Consider the following 15,882-nt stretch of genomic DNA (forward strand, 5'->3'; position numbering starts at 1 on the left):
CCGGGTCGAACCGGGTTCACGCGCGAGCGTCCGGCCCGGCCGAAGGGAAGGGACTCACCGCCGGCCGGTCACCGTTCCTCCTTCATGCCGTCCAGTCGAAGCAGAGCGCTCCGGCCGGTGCTCCGCCGCCTCGCAGGCGCGCGTAGACGGACTCCGCGTCCACGGGGGACACCCGTTCGGAGATCATCGCGGCGGTCCTGAACGTTCCCGAGGCGAGACGGCGGAAGTACAGCTCGGTCACCGCGTCACGGTTGAGCGGGCCCGCCGACGGGTCGTCGGAGACGAGGTCGGCGTGCGCCCCGAGGATGGTCAGCGAGTTGCTGACCACGCCGGGACCGAGCGTCTGCCGGGACGGTGTGGGCGTGTCACCGAGCAGGACGACACGGCCCAGCGTGCGGGCCAGCCGTACCGCCTGGGAGAGCACGGCGGGGTTGCCGGTGACGTCGAAGACCACGTCGGCGAACCGGCCACCGGTCAGGTCGGCGACGGCGGCGAGGGCGTCGGCCGCGGTGGCCGCGAGCAGGTCGCTCGCCCCGCTCGCCCGCGCCAGGTCGAGCCGCCTGGCGTCGGTGTCGACGGCGACGACGCGGGAGGCTCCGTGCGCGACCGCGTACTGCACGACCAGCTGGCCCACCGGGCCGAGCCCCAGCACCACGACGGTCTCGCCCATGGTGATCGCGGCTCTGGCGGCGCCCGCCGCCGCGGTCACGACGAGGGGGATCCACACCGCCTCCTCGTCCGTCACGCCGCCGGGCAGCGGCCGGGCCTCGCGCTCGGTGAGGGTGACCAGCTCCTGGTGGGGCGCGTAGCTCTGCACGCGGTCGCCGGGCCGCAACGTCGTGACGCCCTCGCCGACCGCCTCCACGACCCCGGCCATGCTGTAGCCGGGCCGGAACGGGTGACGCACCCACTCCTCCCAGTTGGTGCCCGGGTCGAACTCCCCGCGCAGGCAGGCCAGCTCGGTGCCGGGGCTGATCAGCGACAGCGTGGTACGGCACAGCACCTCGCCGGGGCCCGGAGGGGCGACGTCCTCATGCGCCACCCGCACCTCGCCCGGACCCGGGAACTCCACGAACAACGACCTCATCGGTCCCTCCCAAGATGTACGGTCCGCCCGTGGGCGGCGCTCTGGTACGCCGCTTCGATGATCCGCATCGAGGTGACGCCGTGCGACGCACCGGGGGTGGGGTCGGCCCCGGCCAGAGTGTCCAGGAACGCACGCATCTGGGCGTCGTATCTGCGCTGGAGCGCCGCTTCGGTGAGCTCGCCGGGAAAGGTCTCCGCGCCCGGCTGCCCGGCCCGTACCAGCGTGCCGGGGAAGGTCTGCGCGTACGCCTCGGTGCCGGACACGCGCACGCTCCCCGTCGGACCCGGCGTGTGCGGATGCCACCAGCCCGACTCCACGCCGGAGGTGACCCCGTTGTCCCAGACGATCGTGAGGATCGCGGTGTCGTCGACCGGCAGGTCGCGGTAGTGCGTCCCGCAGTGCGCGCTCACGCTGACGGGCTGGGGGTCGCCGAGGATGTGGCGGGTGACGTCGATGGCGTGGACGCCGAGGTCCATGAGCGCGCCGCCGCCCGCCAGCGCCGGGTCGGTGAACCAGCCCTCGGGGCCGAACCCGGCGTGGACGGCGTAGGCGGTGGTGTGGACGGGCCTGCCGAGTGTCCCGTCGCGCACCAGGTCGCGCAGCCAGCCGACCTGCTCGTCGAAACGCAGGCAGTGGGCGAGCATCACCCGGGCACGCGGGCCTTCCGCGGCGGCGATGGCCAGGGATTCGGCGACGCTCAGCGCCATCGGCTTCTCCAGCAGCACCGAGACCCCGGCCCGCAGCGCCTTGACCGCCTGCTCGGCGTGCAGGGAGTTGGGCGTGGCCACGATGAGGCCGTCCACGTCGCCGTCCGCCAGGAGACGGTCGAGGTCGAGGTAGCGGCGGGCGATGCCGTACCGCTGTGACAGGGCGTCGAGGGACTCCGGCCGGTGGTTGACCGCGGCGACCAGCACGGCGCCGGCGTCGGCGGCGGCGCGTGCGTGGTAGTCGGCGATGTAGCCGGTCCCGGCGATGGCCAGGCGCGGTGGGTGGTTCATGCGAGTTCGTCCATGCGAACGAGGCGGGCACCGGCGGCGCGCAGACCGTCGATGACCAGCGGCAGGGCACGGCCGGTGGCCTTGGTCCACGGATGGAGCAGCACCACGGCGCCGTCGCCGTGCGCGACGGCCTCCTCCACGACCAGGCGGGCGACGCCCGGCCCGGTGGCCTTGCCACGCCAGTCGAACGGGTCCACGTGCCAGCTCGTCTCCCGGTAGCCGAGCCGGTCCAGCGCGGACCGGATCGCCGGGTCATCGCTGCCGTCTCCGAACGGGCAGCGGAACCAGGGGCTCGGGTCGTGGCCGGTGGCGCGGCGGATGGCGCGTTCGGCGAGCCGTACGTCCTGGTCGAAGGCCTTGGGCGACAGCCAGCTCATCGGCGCGTGGTGGTGGGAGTGGTTGCCGATCAGGTGACCGTGGGCGGCGAGGTCCTTGGCCAGCGCGGGGTTCGCCTGGGCCCAGCGCCCCTGGATGAACATGGTCCCCACGGCCTCGCGCTCGGTGAGCGTCTCAAGCACGTGCCGGGTGCCGTCCGGGTGGGCGGGATGGTCGCCGTGCTCGACGTCGAAGGTCAGCGCCACTCGCCAGGGCGCCGGTTGGGTTCGGGGTGACTCCGTCACGCCTTCTACCTGCCTCTGATTCGGGGGGTGCCGCCTTGACAGAGGTAGCGGCCGTGATCAGTATTGCTGACAACATTATAAGCAATCAACCGCTCGGCAGATTTCGGAAGGAAGCGAACTCCCGATGGCCCGCTATCGGCTCGAAGCCGGTCCGATCCCCCTCCACCACCAGGTCTACCTGGACCTGAGCGCCGCGCTCGACGAGGGGGAATGGCAGGCGGGAGACCGTCTGCCGCCGGAGAGAGAGCTTGCCCGCCGCTACGGATGCAGCCTCATCCCGGTACGGCGAGCCCTGGCCGAGCTGGCCCGCGAGGGCCGCCTGGAGCGCACCCGCGGGCGCGGCACGTTCGTCCAGCACTCCCGGCTCGAAGTCGATCTGGGCACCAGCCAGAGCTTCGCCGACCTGATGAACATGCACGGCCTGGACCCGGACACCAGACTGGTCGCCTCCGGGATCGAGATGCCGGGAGAGATGGTCGCCGCCGCGCTGGCCCTGGCCCCCGGCGCGCAGGTCGTCTATCTCGAACGTCTGCGCATCGCCAACGGCGAGCCGTTGATCCTGGAGCAGGTCTACCTACCGGCCGGCCGCTTCGCCGGGCTGCTCGACCACGATCTTGAGCGCAACTCCCTCTACAGCCTGCTCGGCGCGCACTACGGCGCCAGGATCGTGCGCGCCCGCGAGGTCATCGAGCCGGTACGGCTGCGCGCCCACGAGGCGCGGCTGCTCGACCAGCCCGTGGAACGCCCCGCCATGCTCGTCGAGGGGGTCGCCTTCGGCCCCGGCGACGAGCCCATCGAGTTCACCCGCAGTTACGTGAGAGGCGACAGAGCCCGCCTCTCTTTTGAGCTCTCCATCACCCGCCCCCCGGACCCCCCAGCCTAGGGAGAGACACATGAATCGGTTATGGCACACCCTGGCCGCGATCTTATTGGCCACGACGCTGGCCGCCTGTGGAGCAGACTCCCCTCCCGGCGGTGACGACGCGGCTGTCGAGCTGCGCTGGTACTGCTGCCTCGGCACCGGTGAACAGGCCGAACAGGTCAAGGCGCAGCAGAAGGTGATCGAGAGGTTCAACGCCTCCCAGCGCCGGATCAAGGTCAAGCTGGAGGTCGTCACCTACGACTCCGCCCGCGACACGCTCGCCACCCAGATCGCCTCGGGCAACGTGCCCGACCTCGCCGGTCCCGTGGGGGTCGGCGGTGCGGCCGCCTTCCACGGCCAGTGGCTCGACCTGGCCCCGCTCATCAAGTCCAGCGGCTTCGACCTCAGCCCCTACGCCAAGGGCAGCGCCGACCTCTACCGGATCGGCTCCGTTCAGGAGGGCGTCCCGTTCGCGATCTACCCCTCGACCCTGTACTACAAGGCCGACATGTTCGAGGAGGCCGGCCTGGCCGAGCCGCCGCACAAGTACGGCGAGAAGTACACCTGGCCCGACGGCCGCCAGAGCGAGTGGAACTACGACACGCTCAGGGAGCTGGCCCTCAAGCTCACCGTCGACAAGAACGGCAAGGACGCGACCCAGGAGGGCTTCGACCCCGGCCAGATCGTGCAGTACGGCTTCGAACCGGCCCGTGACGACCTGCGCTACCAGGGCGCCGCCTTCGCCGCCGGATCACTGGACACGGGCGACGGCAAGACCGTGAAGATCCCCGACGCCTGGGCCGACTCCTGGCGCTTCTTCTACGACGGCATGTGGAAGGACCGGTTCATCATGACCGGCCCCGTCTTCCAGACCGAGCAGTTCAACGGGGACGGCGCCGCCTTCTTCTCCGGGCACGTCGCGATGAGCGTCAACTTCCTGTGGTCCACCTACGGCGTGGCAGGCGCGGGCGACGACTGGGACCTGGCGGCGATGCCCTCCTACAAGGGCAGGACCACCTCACCCACCAGCGCGGACACCTTCCGGATCCTGGCCGGCAGCAAGCACCCCGCCGAGGCCTTCGAGTTCCTGAGCCACCTGGTCGGCCCGGCCTCCCAGGAACTGCTCTCCGCGTACGGCGCGATGCCCGCCCGCACCGCCGACCAGGACGCCTTCTTCGCCAAGCTGGCCGGGCAGTTCCCCAACAAGGTCGACTGGCAGGTCGCCAAGGACAGCGTTGCCTTCGCCGACAACCCCCACTCGGAGTCGTACACGCCCAAGTACAACCAGACGCTCACCATCCTCGGCACCTACAGGAGCCGCTGGATGACCCAGGGCGGGCTCGACATGAACGCCCAGCTCAAGGCGATGCGCGAGGAGATCCAGGACGTGTGGAACCGCTCATGAGGAGCGAGACCACATCCTGGGTGGCCCGCAGGGAGGCCCGGTACGGGCTCCTGTTCGTCCTTCCGTGGATCATCGGGTTCCTCGCGTTCACGGCGGTCCCGATGGCGGCCACGTTCGTCTTCACCTTCCTCAACATCTCGCTGACCGAGCGGGAGCCGCTCATGTTCGTCGGCCTGGCGAACTACCAGCGGCTCTTCGCCGACCGGCAGGCGTGGGCCTCGCTGTGGGTGACCGCCCGCTTCGCCCTGCTCTGGCTGCCGCTGGTCGTCGTCCTGCCGTTCCTGCTCGCGGTCGCGGTCAACAGCAGGTACGTGCGCGGCACCGGGCTGTTGCGGGTGCTGTTGTTCATGCCGTACGTCGTGCCGTTCGTGGCCAGCGCGCTGATCTGGCAGAACATGCTGGTCGACGACGGATGGATCAACACCGCGCTGCACGTGCTCGGCGTCGGCGACGCACCGAGCTGGCTGAGCGACCCCAGCTGGGTGATCCCCGGGCTCGTCATGATCGGCCTGTGGGGGCTCGGCTCGGGCATCATCATCAACCTGGCGGGGCTGCGCGGCATCCCCACCGAGTTGTACGACGCCGCGCGGCTCGACGGTGCCGGATGGTGGCGCCAGCTGTGGCACGTGACGGTCCCGATGATGTCGCCGGTGATCTTCTACACGATGATCCTCGCGGTCGTCGAGGTCATGCAGTACTTCCTCATCCCGCTGGTGCTCTTCGACGGCAGCGGCGACCCCGGCGGCGCGACCCGTTTCTTCAACCTCTACCTGTACCAGACCTTCTTCACCTACCAGGAGATGTCCTACGGCTCGACGCTGGCGTGGCTGCTATTTGTCATCACCCTCGTCGTGACCCTGGTGCTGTTCCGGCTGTCCAGGCACTGGGTCCACTACACGAGTGAGAGGTGACCCGGTGACCCCGTACGCCGCCCGCCGCATCCGGACGGCGCTGATGACGATCGTGATGTTCGGCATCGTCGTGGCGTTCCTGTCGCCTCTCGTCCAGATGACGCTGTCGTCGCTGAAGAGCGAACGGCAGGTCAGCCAGGCGCACGCGCCGCTGCTGCCGTCCGACCCGCGCACCTTCACCCATGAGGGCCGGCAGTACGACGTGTACCGGGTGCCGCTCGACGGCACGGTCCGCGAACTCGCCCTGGTGAAGAAGGGTCGCGCCGAGAGCGAGTTCCTCGACCCGGCGGCTCCCGAGAGGGGAACCGTCGTCTGGCGCGGCTCCTGGCGCACCCTGAAACCCAGCTGGGTCCTGGCGCCGCAGTGGTCGAACTACGCCGCGGTCTGGAGGCTGATCGACTTCCCCCGGCTGCTGCTCAACACCATCACGCTGGCGGTGATCAGCACGATCGGGACCGTCCTGTCGTGCACGCTGGTCGCCTACGGCTTCGCCCGGTTCCGCTTCCCCGGCCGCGGGCCGCTGTTCACCCTGCTCATCGCCACGATCTTCCTGCCCACCGCGGTGACGCTGATCCCGACATACACCATCTTCGTGCAGATCGGCTGGGTCGGCACCTGGCTGCCGCTGCTCGTACCGACCTTCTTCGCCAACGCCTACAGCGTCTTCCTGCTGAGGCAGTACTTCCTGACCATCCCGCGCGAGATGGACGAGGCGGCCTCGATCGACGGTGCCGGACCGCTGCGCACGCTGCGTTCGGTGATCGTGCCGCAGGCGTGGCCGGCGATCACCGCCGTCATCCTGTTCAACTTCGTCTACACCTGGAACGACTACTTCACCCCGCTCGTCTACCTTTCCGGGCGGCCCGAGCTCCAGCCGCTGCAGGTGGGCCTGGCCGCCTTCAACGGCCTGTACTCGACGAAACCCGCCTACATCCAGGCCGGCGCCATGATGACGATCGCCGTTCCGGTGATCCTCTTCATCTGTTTCCAGCGCACGTTCGTGCGCGGCATCATGAGCACCGGAGTGGAGAAGTGACCGTGGCGGCCGAGGGCCGGGGAGGCGGGTCGGCGGGGTTCAGCCGAGACGGCGGGCCGCGTACAGGATCCGGTCGTGACTCTCCTCGTCGGCCGGCTCCCGCGCCGAGGTCTCCACCAGTCCCCGGGTGGCGACGACGCGCAGCCCGGCCCGTTCGGCCGCCCGGCGTACCGTCCGGTCGGAGTGGTGCCGCTGCGCGTGCCGCATCGAGACCCGCCGCCAGGTCGTCCCCGACCGCTCGAACAGGTCGAACCGGGTGACCACCACCGCGTCGGCCTCGATGGGCGGGGACTCCGCGAACCACGCCACGTACCGGTCCCCCCGGTCGACGACCGTGGGGGCGCCGAACACACGCCGGTAGTAACCGACGGTGTTCATGTCGAAGACCAGCACCCCGCCCTCGGTGAGCTGGTCGCGCGCGGCCGCCATCGCCGGGGACAGATCGTAGCCGGTCACCTCGAAGCCCCGCTCGCGGAAGGCCACACTGCTGCGACCGGTTCCGCAGCCCGCGTCCAGCAGCCGCCGTCCGCCCTGGCCGTACCGGTCGACCAGCTCGACGTAGCGCTCCACCAGGTCGACGGTGTCGGTCCGCGCGTTCAACTCGTCATAGCGGGGCGCGATGCCCTCGTACGCCGCCAGCGTCTCATCCGCATGTGTCACGCGCGCCTCCTGTAAGCCGGGCCGGGGACCGCGCCGGACCGTCGGGCCCGGCGCGGCCGGTAGGGGGACCTACCAAACACGCCACGCCTGCCGGTTGACCCGGCGGCCGGTAACCCGGCGCATCAGCTTCCTCGTGACTCCTCCGTTCCCTGAAGGAAGCGGCTTCTCGCTACACCGCTCGCGCGGCCCGGCGAAGGGCAAGCCCTGCCCTCAAGATGTTGACCGCCGCGTTCACATCGGCATGCGCGGTGTGCCCGCACGCCGTACACGCGAACTCGGCCTGGGTGAGGCGGTTCTCCGCAGCGCGGTGCCCACAGGCGGCGCAGGTGCGGGAGGTGTGGGCGGGGTTCACCGCGATCAGCTCTCGACCGGCGCTCTCAGCCTTGTACGACAGAATCGTCAGGAACACCCCCCACCCCGCATCCAGAATGCTCCGGTTCAACCCGGACTTGGCGGCGACGTTCCGTCCGGGCTGCGTGAGCGTGCCGGAGGCGCTGCGGGTCATGTTCGCGATCCGCAGATCCTCGTGAACGATCACGTCGTAAGTGCGGACCAGGGCGAACACGGCCTTGTGCCCGTGGTCGAGGCGCTGACGGCGGACCTTGCCGTGCAGGGCGGCGACACGGGCGACCGCCTTACGGCGCCGCGTGGAGCCTCTCTTCTTACGGGCCAGGGCCCGCTGCGCGTCCGCGAGACGATCGGCGGTCGCGGCCAGGTGGCGCGGGTTGGCGACGTGCTCGCCGCCGGAGGTGGTCACCAGCGAGGCGACGCCCATGTCGATGCCGACCGCCGTGCCCGTGGCGGGAAGTGGTTCGGCGGACACGTCGTCGCACGACAGCACCACATACCAGCGGTCGCCCTCCCGTTTGACGCCGATCGTCTTCACGCGGCCCTTGACCGGCCGGTGCCGGTGCACCCGGACATGCCCGACACCCTGAAGACGCACGAACGCCGCGGTGGGGTGTTCGGGCTGGGAGTCCCACCGGCAGCCGTCACCGTCCCTGGGCCACTCCACCGTGTCGAACCGGCCACGCCCCTTGAACCGCGGGAACCCGGGCGTGCGGCCCGCTTTGACGCGGTCGAAGAACGCGCGGAACGCCCTGTCGAGCCGTCGGAGGGTGGCCTGCTGGGAGGAGAACGACCACCGGCCCTGCCCACCGGTGTCGTCGGCCCGGATGTGCTTCAGGTCGGCCGACTGATCGCCGTAGCGGATCGTGACGCCCGCCTTGCGGTAAGCGGTGCGGCGGTGCTCCAGAGCGGCGTTGTACAGCGTGCGGTGGTCTTCCAGGCACGCCGCCAGCGCGATCTCCTGGTGACGGGTGGGGCGCAACAGGAACTTAAACGACCTGCGCACACCCCACCCCTATCACGTTCGGCAACGACACCGTCACGGTATCGACCGACACCGACAAAACCAGGAAACAGACCAGGCGGGTCAACGCGCGTTCGGGCCTTGGCGGCCCTCCCGCTCCCGATTCCCCCGTCATCTGAAGGCGACGGCCCCTCGGGAGAATCTGATGAAGTCGCGGAGCGGCCACATTTCCCATCCGCCCCCGGAAAACACCGGAAAATGTCGGAAAGCGCCGGGGAACCGGCCGCGCGGGTGACTTCTGTGAAGGAACCTGTACGGCCCGCGCGGCGGACCCCCAGCCCTGGCGCGGGCCGCACAGGAGACCCGGCGGTCAGCGTTTGCGCCAGCCGGAGACGAGGACCCAGACCAGGTAGACACCGCCGAGGGAGCCGGTCATCACCCCGACGGGAAGCTGGGTCGGGGCCAGCAGGCGCTGGGCGGCCATGTCACCGGCGACCAGCAGCAGCGCGCCCATGAGGCCCGACAGGACCAGGACGGGGGCGGCGGACCTGGCGAGTCTTCGGGCCAGCTGGGGGGCGGCGAGCGCGACGAACGGGATGGGCCCCGAGGCGACCGTCGCCACGGCGGTGAGGGCGACCCCGAGCAGCATGAGCCAGAGCCGGGAGCTCTCCACCCGCACGCCCAGGGCGGTCGCCAGTTCGTCGCCGAGTTCCATCAACTTCAGCCGCCTGCCGAAGGCCAGCGTGACGGGGACGAGGACCAGGAGCGTGCCGACCAGCAGGTTCACATGACCCCAGCCGCGCCCGTTGAGGTTGCCGGTCATCCAGGTCGCCGCGACGTGGGCGTCGGCGAACTCGGCGCGGGCGATCAGGTAGATGTTGGTCGCCACCAGCCCCCCGTTGACGGCGATGCCGACCAGGATCAGCCGGTAGCCCTGTACCCCGTCCCTGAAGGCGAGGAGATACACGACGAGGGAGGTCAGCAGGCCCCCGGCCAGGGCGCCGCCCGCGACGGCGACCATCCCCCCGCCGAGCACGATGATCTGGATGAGCGCGCCGGTCGCGGCTCCCGTGGTGAAACCGACGATGTCGGGGCTGCCCAGCGGGTTGCGGGTGAGGCTCTGGAAGACCGCGCCCGCCAGGCCGAGGGCCGCGCCGACGAGCAGCCCGGTCAGCACGCGCGGCAGCCTGAGCGTCTCGACGACGAACATGTGGGCGCGCTGGCCGTTGCCCGCGAGGGCGCGCAGCACGTCCCCGGGGGCGATCGGGTACTGCCCGGTCCCGATGGCCAGGACGGTCAGCGTGGTCACGGCCGCCGCGAGCACGGCCCCGGTCAGCACGACCCGGAGGCCGACGCGGAAGGAGGCGCGACGCCCGGGGAGGGTGACCGTGAACCCGGGGCGCTTCGTGGTGTTGAGCGCGTTCACAGCTGGGCGATCCTCCTGCGGCGGACGAGGGCGAGAAAGACCGGCATGCCGACGAAGGCGGTGACCACCCCGGCCTCCAGCTCCGCGGGCCACAGCACCAGACGGCCCACGATGTCGGACACCAGCAGCAGCACGGGGCCGAGCAGCACCGAGTACAGCAGCACCCAGCGGTTGTCCTGACCGACCGCCAGCCGGGCGGCCTGCGCCACGACCAGGCCGACGAACCCGATGGGCCCGACGGCCGCGGTCGCCGCGCCGCACAGCAGGGTGACGGCGATGACACCGAGCACCCGGGTACGGCCCGGCCGTACTCCCAGGGCGCGTCCCGCGTCGTCGCCGAGCGCGAGCGCGTTCAGGGAGTTGCCCAGCGACATCGCCACGATCAGGCCGACGACCATGAAGGGGACCGTCCTGGTCACGACCGTCATGTCATGGCCGCTGAGGGCTCCGGTCCCCCAGTAGCGGTACTGCTTGAAGGCCTCGGGGTCGGTCAGCGCGATCGCCTGGGTCGCCGAGGCCAGGGCGGCGCTGACCGCCGTCCCGGCCAGGGCGAGCCGTACGGGGGTGGCGCCGGAGCGCCCGCTTGAGCCGATGAGGTAGACGACGACCGCGGCGGCGGCCGAGCCCGCGAAGGAGAACCAGACGAGGCCCCCCAGGTCCTGCAGCCCGAACAGGCCGATGGCCGCCGCGATGGCGATGACCGCGCCCGCCTCGACGCCCAGGATGCCGGGGTCGGCCAGCGGGTTGCGGGTCAGCGCCTGCATGAGCGCGCCCGCCAGGGCCAGGCAGGCGCCCACCCCGATCCCGAGCAGGGTCCTGGGGACGCGCAGGTCGTGGATGACGTGGGCCGCGTCCGAGTTGTCCGGGTGCAGCAGGAGCCTGACGACGTCTCCGGCCGGGATGGCCTTCGAGCCGATGGCCAGGCTCGCGAGCACCGCCAGGACCAGCAGCAGGAAGGCCAGCAGCGCGCCCGCGGAGCGCAGCGCCGTACCGCGCGCCCGGCCTCCCTTCGGCCTGACCGGCGGGGGCGCCAGGAGTCCGACGCCCTCCCCGGCGGTCATGAAGGCGCCTTCGCGGACGCGGTGCGGGTCACCGATGGTAAGGGGAGGTCCACTCGGTCCTCTTCCTCCTTGTGAACGCTCCGGTGAACGTCCTTGTGAACTGACGATCCCTAGGCGAGCTTGGCGAGGATGGCTTCGAGCTGGCCGACGATCTCCAGGACGCCCTTGTAGCTGTACTGGTAGCCGTACTTGATCGGGTAGACGTGCCCCTCCTTCGCGGCGGGCAGCAGCTTCCACGATCCCTGGTCGAGCAGCTTCTGCGTCGCGGGGTCGACGCCGCCGTCGGGCTGCGCGCCGTACAGCAGGACGGAGGTGTCCTTGAAGCGGGAGATCTGCTCGTAGGAGAGCCGGACGCCTCGGTTGGCGCGCTCGTCGGTCGCGACCTTGGAGAACTTCAGGCCGGTCTCCTCCATGAACAGGCCGGGCCAGGAGACCGGGGAGTTGGCGACGAAGCCCTCGGGGCCGCCCTCGACGTAGTCCCAGGTGGTCTTCTCCAGGACGGCGGAGTACTTGGACTTGATCTCGGCGATCTTCGCCTCGTACTCGGCGATCTTCCCGGCCATCGCGTCCTTCTTACCCAGCGCGTCGGCGATCTCGGGCAGGGCCTTGCGGACGTCGGCCGGGTTCTCCGTCACGAAGAAGGCGGTCGGCGCGATGGCGCTGAGCTTGTCGTAGCCGAAGTCCTCCTCCCTGCGCTGGGTGCTGACGATGAGGTCGGGCTGGAGCTGGGCGAGCTGCTCGTAGTTGATCGACGTCTCGTCGGTCCCGATGACGGGGATGGTCTTGACCTTCGCCCAGTCCTCGGGCGAGTAGTCGCTCTCGGCCTCCTGGAGGACCGCGATGGGGGTGATGCCCAGTTCGAGGACGGCCGCGGTGGTGTTGAGCAGGGAGACGACTCTCTTGGGCTCGGTGGGGACCTGGACGGCGCCGTGGACGGTCTGGACGGTCCTGGTGGCGGCGGGTGCCCCTGAGGGGTCGCTCGCCGAGCCCGGGGAGGGGGCCGAGGAGGGACCGCACGCGGTGGTCAGGGCGACCAGCCCGGCGGTGAGAAGGCCGAGAACGGCCCTGGTGAGATGCATCCCGCGTCTCCTGGATCACTATTGTTAGGTAAGGCAAACCTAAGTAAAGAGTCAGGTTTCCTTCACGTCAAGTCGGGGCCGCCCGTCACCCGGCTACGGGCGGCCCCGGTCAGTTCTCGTACCGGGGGTCGAGCGCGCCCGCGCGCAGCCCGACCAGCCGTGGCAGCAGCTCGATGGTCGCGGGACGGTGGGCGATGACGATGAGCGCGCGCTCGTCGCGCAGCCGGGCGAGCGCCGTCTCCAGGCTGCGGGCCGTGACCGGGTCGACGTCGGCGGTCGCCTCGTCGAGGATGAGCACGGCCGGGTCGGCGAGCACGGCCCTGACCAGCCCGAGGATCTGCCTCTCCCCCGCCGACAGGTCCCCGGCGGGGGTGTCCAGCCCCCGGGGCAGCCCTCGGAGGAACGCGCCGATCCCCAGGGTCTCGAAGGCCGCCTCCATCTCGGCGCGTCCCGGCTCGCCCCTGGCGAGGGCGAGGTTGTCGGCGACCGAGCCGGAGACCATGTGGACCTCCTGCGGCACGAGGGCGATGCGTCTGCGCACCTCCTCCGGCGAGGCCTCGCCGAGATCGACGCCGCCGAAGGTGACCCGCCCCGAGTCGGGCCGGTAGAGGCCGCTGAGGAGCTTGGACAGGGTCGTCTTGCCCGATCCGGTCTCCCCGACGAGCCCGGCGTGGGCGTTCTCTGCGAAACGCACCGAGACCCCGCGCAGCACCTCTGTCTCGTCCTCGTAGCGGAAGGTGACCTCCTCGGCCAGCAGCTCTCCCCTGGCGGGCAGCGGCCGGTCCCCGCCCGGCTCGGGGGCGCCCGCCGACAGCAGGTCGAGCAGCCGGGCCAGCCCGGCCCTCACGGTCTGCATCTCCCCCGCGAGCTGGGACAGGTCGCCGAACCCCTCGAACAGGTTGCGCCCGGCCAGCACGAAGACGACCGCGGTGGAGACGCTCAGATGCCCTCCGACGGCCAGCCAGGCACCGAAGCCCAGGAGCACGGCCATGGCCGCCCCCTCGACCAGGGTGATCGCGCCGATCCTGTTCTCCACCACGACCGTGCGGCGCTGGGTGAGGAGGGCGGCCAGGTTGTCCCGGTCGAAACGGGCCAGCCAGGCGGGCATGCCGCCCGCGGAGCGCAGTTCCTCACGCGCGTCGAGGGTCTCGGCGAAGGTGCCCGCCATGGTCGCCTCCGCCCCGGCGTGCGCGCCGAACGCGGAACCGGCGTCCTTGGCGAACCAGCGGGTGATCAGCAGCGCCGGGGGCAGGAAGACCGCGACGACCACGAGGGTCAGCGGCCAGGAGTAGCCGAGCAGCACGACGGCGGTGAAGGCCAGCGTCGCGGTGACGCCGAGCAGGTTCGGCAGCGCGGTGCGGACGAACATGGCCAGCTCGGCGATCTCCCCGGTGGCGCGCTGCAGCAGCGAGCCGTCGCGGTGCGCCTCGATGAAGCGCAGCGGCGCCCCGGCGAGTCGTTCCGCGGCGCGTTCGCGCAGTTCCCTGGCGACCCGCTCTCCCGCGTCGGCCAGGGTGGTCGCGGCGAACCTGGCCAGCAGCGCCTGCGCGACGACGAGCCCGGCCAGCAGCGCGACGGCCGTGAGCAGCCGGTCGCGGTCGCCTTCGGTCAGCGCCTCGACGGCCAGGCCGATGAACGGCGCCAGGGCGACCAGCGCGGCGCTCTCGGCCAGGCTGAGCAGCAGCGCGAGCAGGATCCTGCCCGAGTGCGGCCGCAGGTACGGCCAGGCGCGGCGCAGCAGCCTCCTGGTGGACGGCTCGTCGGACAGCATGACGACCTCAGCCATGGGAGACCTCCGCTCCGGTGAGGTCGAGCACACGGTCGGCGGCGTCCGCGACCGCGGCCCTGTGGGTCACGAAGACGACGGCGGTCCGCGGCGACCAGCGGCGCAGCCGGTCCAGGACGTGCGCCTCCGTCGTCTCGTCGAGGGCGGAGGTGACGTCGTCGAGCAGCAGCACGGCCGGTCGGCCGAGCAGGGCGCGGGCGAGGGCGAGCCGTTTCACCTGGCCGCCGGACAGGGCCCCGCCGCGCTCGCCGACCTCCGCGTCGAGGGGCAGGTCGATGGCCGCGGTGTGGCAGGCGGCACGCAGGTCGTCCTCGTCCAGGTCACGGCCGAGCCTCAGGTTGTCGGCGACGGTCCCGGAGACCAGCACGGGCCGCTGGGAGACCAGGACCAGGCTCGCCGCCACCTCGTCGGGGTCGGCGGCGCGCAGGTCGAGGCCGCCGTAGGAGACGGTCCCCTCCGAGGGGTCGGCGCGACGGCACAGCAGCCGCAGCAGCGTCGACTTGCCCGAGCCGCTCGGCCCGATCACGGCCAGCAGCTCCCCCGGCTTCACCGAAAGCGACAGCGGGCCGAGCACCCGCCGCCCGTCTCGGACGACCGTCACGTCCTCGCAGGCGAGGACGGCGTCCGCGGGCAGCGGGAGGGGGTCGGACGGCCGGTCGAGCGCCGGGCGCAGCGCGAGGACCTCGGCGATGCGGCGGGCGGCGACGACGGCCTGGCCCCGGTCGGCGAAGCGTTCGACGGCCACGCCGACGGCCAGGGTGAGCGTGACCATCCACGTGGTGAACGCGACGAGGCCGCCGACGGTGAGGTCTCCGGCGAGCACCGCCATGCCGCCGAAGCCGATCCCGGCGACCACCGCCAGGCGGGGGATCATCGGCCCGAGCGCCGACCAGGTCGCCGAGATCCGGGCGGCGCGCATGGTCGTCTCCGTGACGCGGGCGCTGTGCGCGCGGTGCCTGCCGAGCAGGACGTCGGCGCCGCCGAGGCCGCGCAGCGCGCCGCCGACGGTCAGCAGGTCCGCGACGGCGTCGGCGCGGGCGGCGTGCGCGTCGGACAACTCGGCGAGCGCGGGCTCGAACCTGCGGGAGAACACCACGTTGACCAGGATCAGCGGCGGGATCATGGCGAGCGTCACGTAGAGCAGGACGGGTTCGAGCGTGGCCAGGGCGGGCAGCACGACCGCGAACGTGGTGGCGATGACCGCCCAGGTGGTCAGGCCGTGCACCCAGATGCGCACCAGGTCCACGTCCCGGGTCACGCTCATGGCCAGGTCGCCCCGGCCGCCCCGCCCGGCCAGGTCGTCGTCGCCGAGCGCGGCGACGTGCCGGACCAGGCGGTGCCGCAGCGTGACGCCCGCCCGGGCGTCGGCCAGGTTCGCCCACCACTGCCAGCCGGCGAGCCCGGCCCACTGGACCGCGGCGGCGGCCAGGACGGCCAGCGCCCAGGTGATCGTGGTACCGACGTCGGAGCGGGAGATGCCGTCGTCGACGGCGCGCTGCACGCACCAGGGGATGGCCAGCAGCGCGACCTGCCTGACGACGGCCGAGACGACGGCGGCGGCCAGGGTGCGCCGCTGCGCCAGCAGGCACTGGCGCAGCAGCGAGGAGGGCCGGGGTGAGGAGGGATCGGAGAGCGGCAA

14 protein-coding genes are annotated in these 15,882 nt (G+C 71.5%); 4 read left to right on the forward strand and 10 right to left on the reverse strand.

The features are described 5' to 3' along the window. Positions 1-82: 82 nt before the first annotated feature. Genes ACFOYY_RS12825 through ACFOYY_RS12835 form a run of 3 tightly spaced genes read right to left on the reverse strand, consistent with a single transcriptional unit; the run spans position 83 to position 2,705 of the window. On the reverse strand, positions 83-1,087 hold the full coding sequence (locus tag ACFOYY_RS12825) for a zinc-binding dehydrogenase (RefSeq protein WP_386189898.1): 1,005 nt from the start codon (positions 1,085-1,087) through the stop codon (positions 83-85). After that, a complete protein-coding gene (locus ACFOYY_RS12830) occupies positions 1,084-2,085 on the reverse strand; it encodes a Gfo/Idh/MocA family protein (protein WP_386189899.1) in 1,002 nt (333 codons plus the stop codon). The genes ACFOYY_RS12825 and ACFOYY_RS12830 overlap by 4 nt, the downstream gene beginning before the upstream one ends. Then, positions 2,082-2,705 carry a polysaccharide deacetylase family protein gene (locus ACFOYY_RS12835; RefSeq protein ID WP_362771679.1) on the reverse strand — a complete coding sequence of 208 codons (624 nt, stop codon included), beginning with the start codon at positions 2,703-2,705 and terminating at the stop codon, positions 2,082-2,084. The genes ACFOYY_RS12830 and ACFOYY_RS12835 overlap by 4 nt, the downstream gene beginning before the upstream one ends. Positions 2,706-2,829: 124 nt before the next feature. On the opposite strand from ACFOYY_RS12835, the gene ACFOYY_RS12840 reads away from it, so the two are divergent. Genes ACFOYY_RS12840 through ACFOYY_RS12855 form a run of 4 tightly spaced genes read left to right on the forward strand, consistent with a single transcriptional unit; the run spans position 2,830 to position 6,919 of the window. Further along, complete coding sequence (locus ACFOYY_RS12840; protein ID WP_352009162.1) at positions 2,830-3,588, forward strand: GntR family transcriptional regulator; 759 nt, start codon at positions 2,830-2,832, stop codon at positions 3,586-3,588. A gap of 10 nt (positions 3,589-3,598) precedes the next feature. Beyond that, positions 3,599-4,972: an ABC transporter substrate-binding protein gene (locus tag ACFOYY_RS12845; protein ID WP_386189900.1), complete on the forward strand. Its 1,374-nt coding sequence runs from the start codon at positions 3,599-3,601 to the stop codon at positions 4,970-4,972. Continuing rightward, entirely contained in the window at positions 4,969-5,883 is a 915-nt protein-coding gene (locus tag ACFOYY_RS12850; RefSeq protein ID WP_386189901.1) for a carbohydrate ABC transporter permease, read from the forward strand. Before ACFOYY_RS12845 ends, ACFOYY_RS12850 begins: the two co-directional genes overlap by 4 nt. 4 nt (positions 5,884-5,887) lie before the next feature. After that, positions 5,888-6,919: a carbohydrate ABC transporter permease gene (locus ACFOYY_RS12855; RefSeq protein ID WP_386189902.1), complete on the forward strand. Its 1,032-nt coding sequence runs from the start codon at positions 5,888-5,890 to the stop codon at positions 6,917-6,919. 39 nt (positions 6,920-6,958) lie between these two features. On the opposite strand, the gene ACFOYY_RS12860 is transcribed toward ACFOYY_RS12855, so the two are convergent. The 7 genes from ACFOYY_RS12860 to ACFOYY_RS12890 all read right to left on the reverse strand — a co-directional run bounded on the left by ACFOYY_RS12860 (position 6,959) and on the right by ACFOYY_RS12890 (position 15,882). Further along, positions 6,959-7,579 (reverse strand): methyltransferase domain-containing protein, encoded by a 621-nt coding sequence (locus ACFOYY_RS12860; protein ID WP_386189903.1) that lies wholly within the window; start codon positions 7,577-7,579, stop codon positions 6,959-6,961. A 169-nt stretch (positions 7,580-7,748) separates the two neighbouring features. Continuing rightward, the gene (locus ACFOYY_RS12865) at positions 7,749-8,933 is read right to left on the reverse strand and encodes an RNA-guided endonuclease InsQ/TnpB family protein (protein ID WP_386189904.1); all 1,185 of its coding nucleotides are present in this window, start codon (positions 8,931-8,933) and stop codon (positions 7,749-7,751) included. A gap of 328 nt (positions 8,934-9,261) precedes the next feature. After that, positions 9,262-10,317 carry a FecCD family ABC transporter permease gene (locus ACFOYY_RS12870; protein WP_352009156.1) on the reverse strand — a complete coding sequence of 352 codons (1,056 nt, stop codon included), beginning with the start codon at positions 10,315-10,317 and terminating at the stop codon, positions 9,262-9,264. Beyond that, complete coding sequence (locus tag ACFOYY_RS12875; RefSeq protein ID WP_386189905.1) at positions 10,314-11,378, reverse strand: FecCD family ABC transporter permease; 1,065 nt, start codon at positions 11,376-11,378, stop codon at positions 10,314-10,316. Before ACFOYY_RS12875 ends, ACFOYY_RS12870 begins: the two co-directional genes overlap by 4 nt. 110 nt (positions 11,379-11,488) lie before the next feature. Further along, on the reverse strand, positions 11,489-12,457 hold the full coding sequence (locus ACFOYY_RS12880) for an ABC transporter substrate-binding protein (RefSeq protein ID WP_352009154.1): 969 nt from the start codon (positions 12,455-12,457) through the stop codon (positions 11,489-11,491). 109 nt (positions 12,458-12,566) lie between these two features. Continuing rightward, positions 12,567-14,243, reverse strand: a complete 1,677-nt coding sequence (locus ACFOYY_RS12885; protein WP_352009153.1) for an ABC transporter ATP-binding protein — start codon at positions 14,241-14,243, stop codon at positions 12,567-12,569. Beyond that, on the reverse strand, positions 14,236-15,882 hold the full coding sequence (locus ACFOYY_RS12890; RefSeq protein WP_386189906.1) for an ABC transporter ATP-binding protein: 1,647 nt from the start codon (positions 15,880-15,882) through the stop codon (positions 14,236-14,238). Before ACFOYY_RS12890 ends, ACFOYY_RS12885 begins: the two co-directional genes overlap by 8 nt.

The organism is Streptosporangium jomthongense (assembly GCF_042650425.1).
In the GTDB taxonomy this organism is placed as follows: Bacteria; Actinomycetota; Actinomycetes; order Streptosporangiales; family Streptosporangiaceae; genus Streptosporangium.

Bases quoted from the DNA above. Each gene is read 5' to 3' on its own strand.
- ACFOYY_RS12825 (WP_386189898.1), bottom strand. From the start codon at position 1,087: ATGAGGTCGTTGTTCGTGGAGTTCCCGGGTCCGGGCGAGGTGCGGGTG.
- ACFOYY_RS12830 (WP_386189899.1), bottom strand. From the start codon at position 2,085: ATGAACCACCCACCGCGCCTGGCCATCGCCGGGACCGGCTACATCGCC.
- ACFOYY_RS12840 (WP_352009162.1), top strand. From the start codon at position 2,830: ATGGCCCGCTATCGGCTCGAAGCCGGTCCGATCCCCCTCCACCACCAG.
- ACFOYY_RS12845 (WP_386189900.1), top strand. From the start codon at position 3,599: ATGAATCGGTTATGGCACACCCTGGCCGCGATCTTATTGGCCACGACG.
- ACFOYY_RS12850 (WP_386189901.1), top strand. From the start codon at position 4,969: ATGAGGAGCGAGACCACATCCTGGGTGGCCCGCAGGGAGGCCCGGTAC.
- ACFOYY_RS12875 (WP_386189905.1), bottom strand. From the start codon at position 11,378: ATGACCGCCGGGGAGGGCGTCGGACTCCTGGCGCCCCCGCCGGTCAGG.
- ACFOYY_RS12880 (WP_352009154.1), bottom strand. From the start codon at position 12,457: ATGCATCTCACCAGGGCCGTTCTCGGCCTTCTCACCGCCGGGCTGGTC.
- ACFOYY_RS12885 (WP_352009153.1), bottom strand. From the start codon at position 14,243: ATGGCTGAGGTCGTCATGCTGTCCGACGAGCCGTCCACCAGGAGGCTG.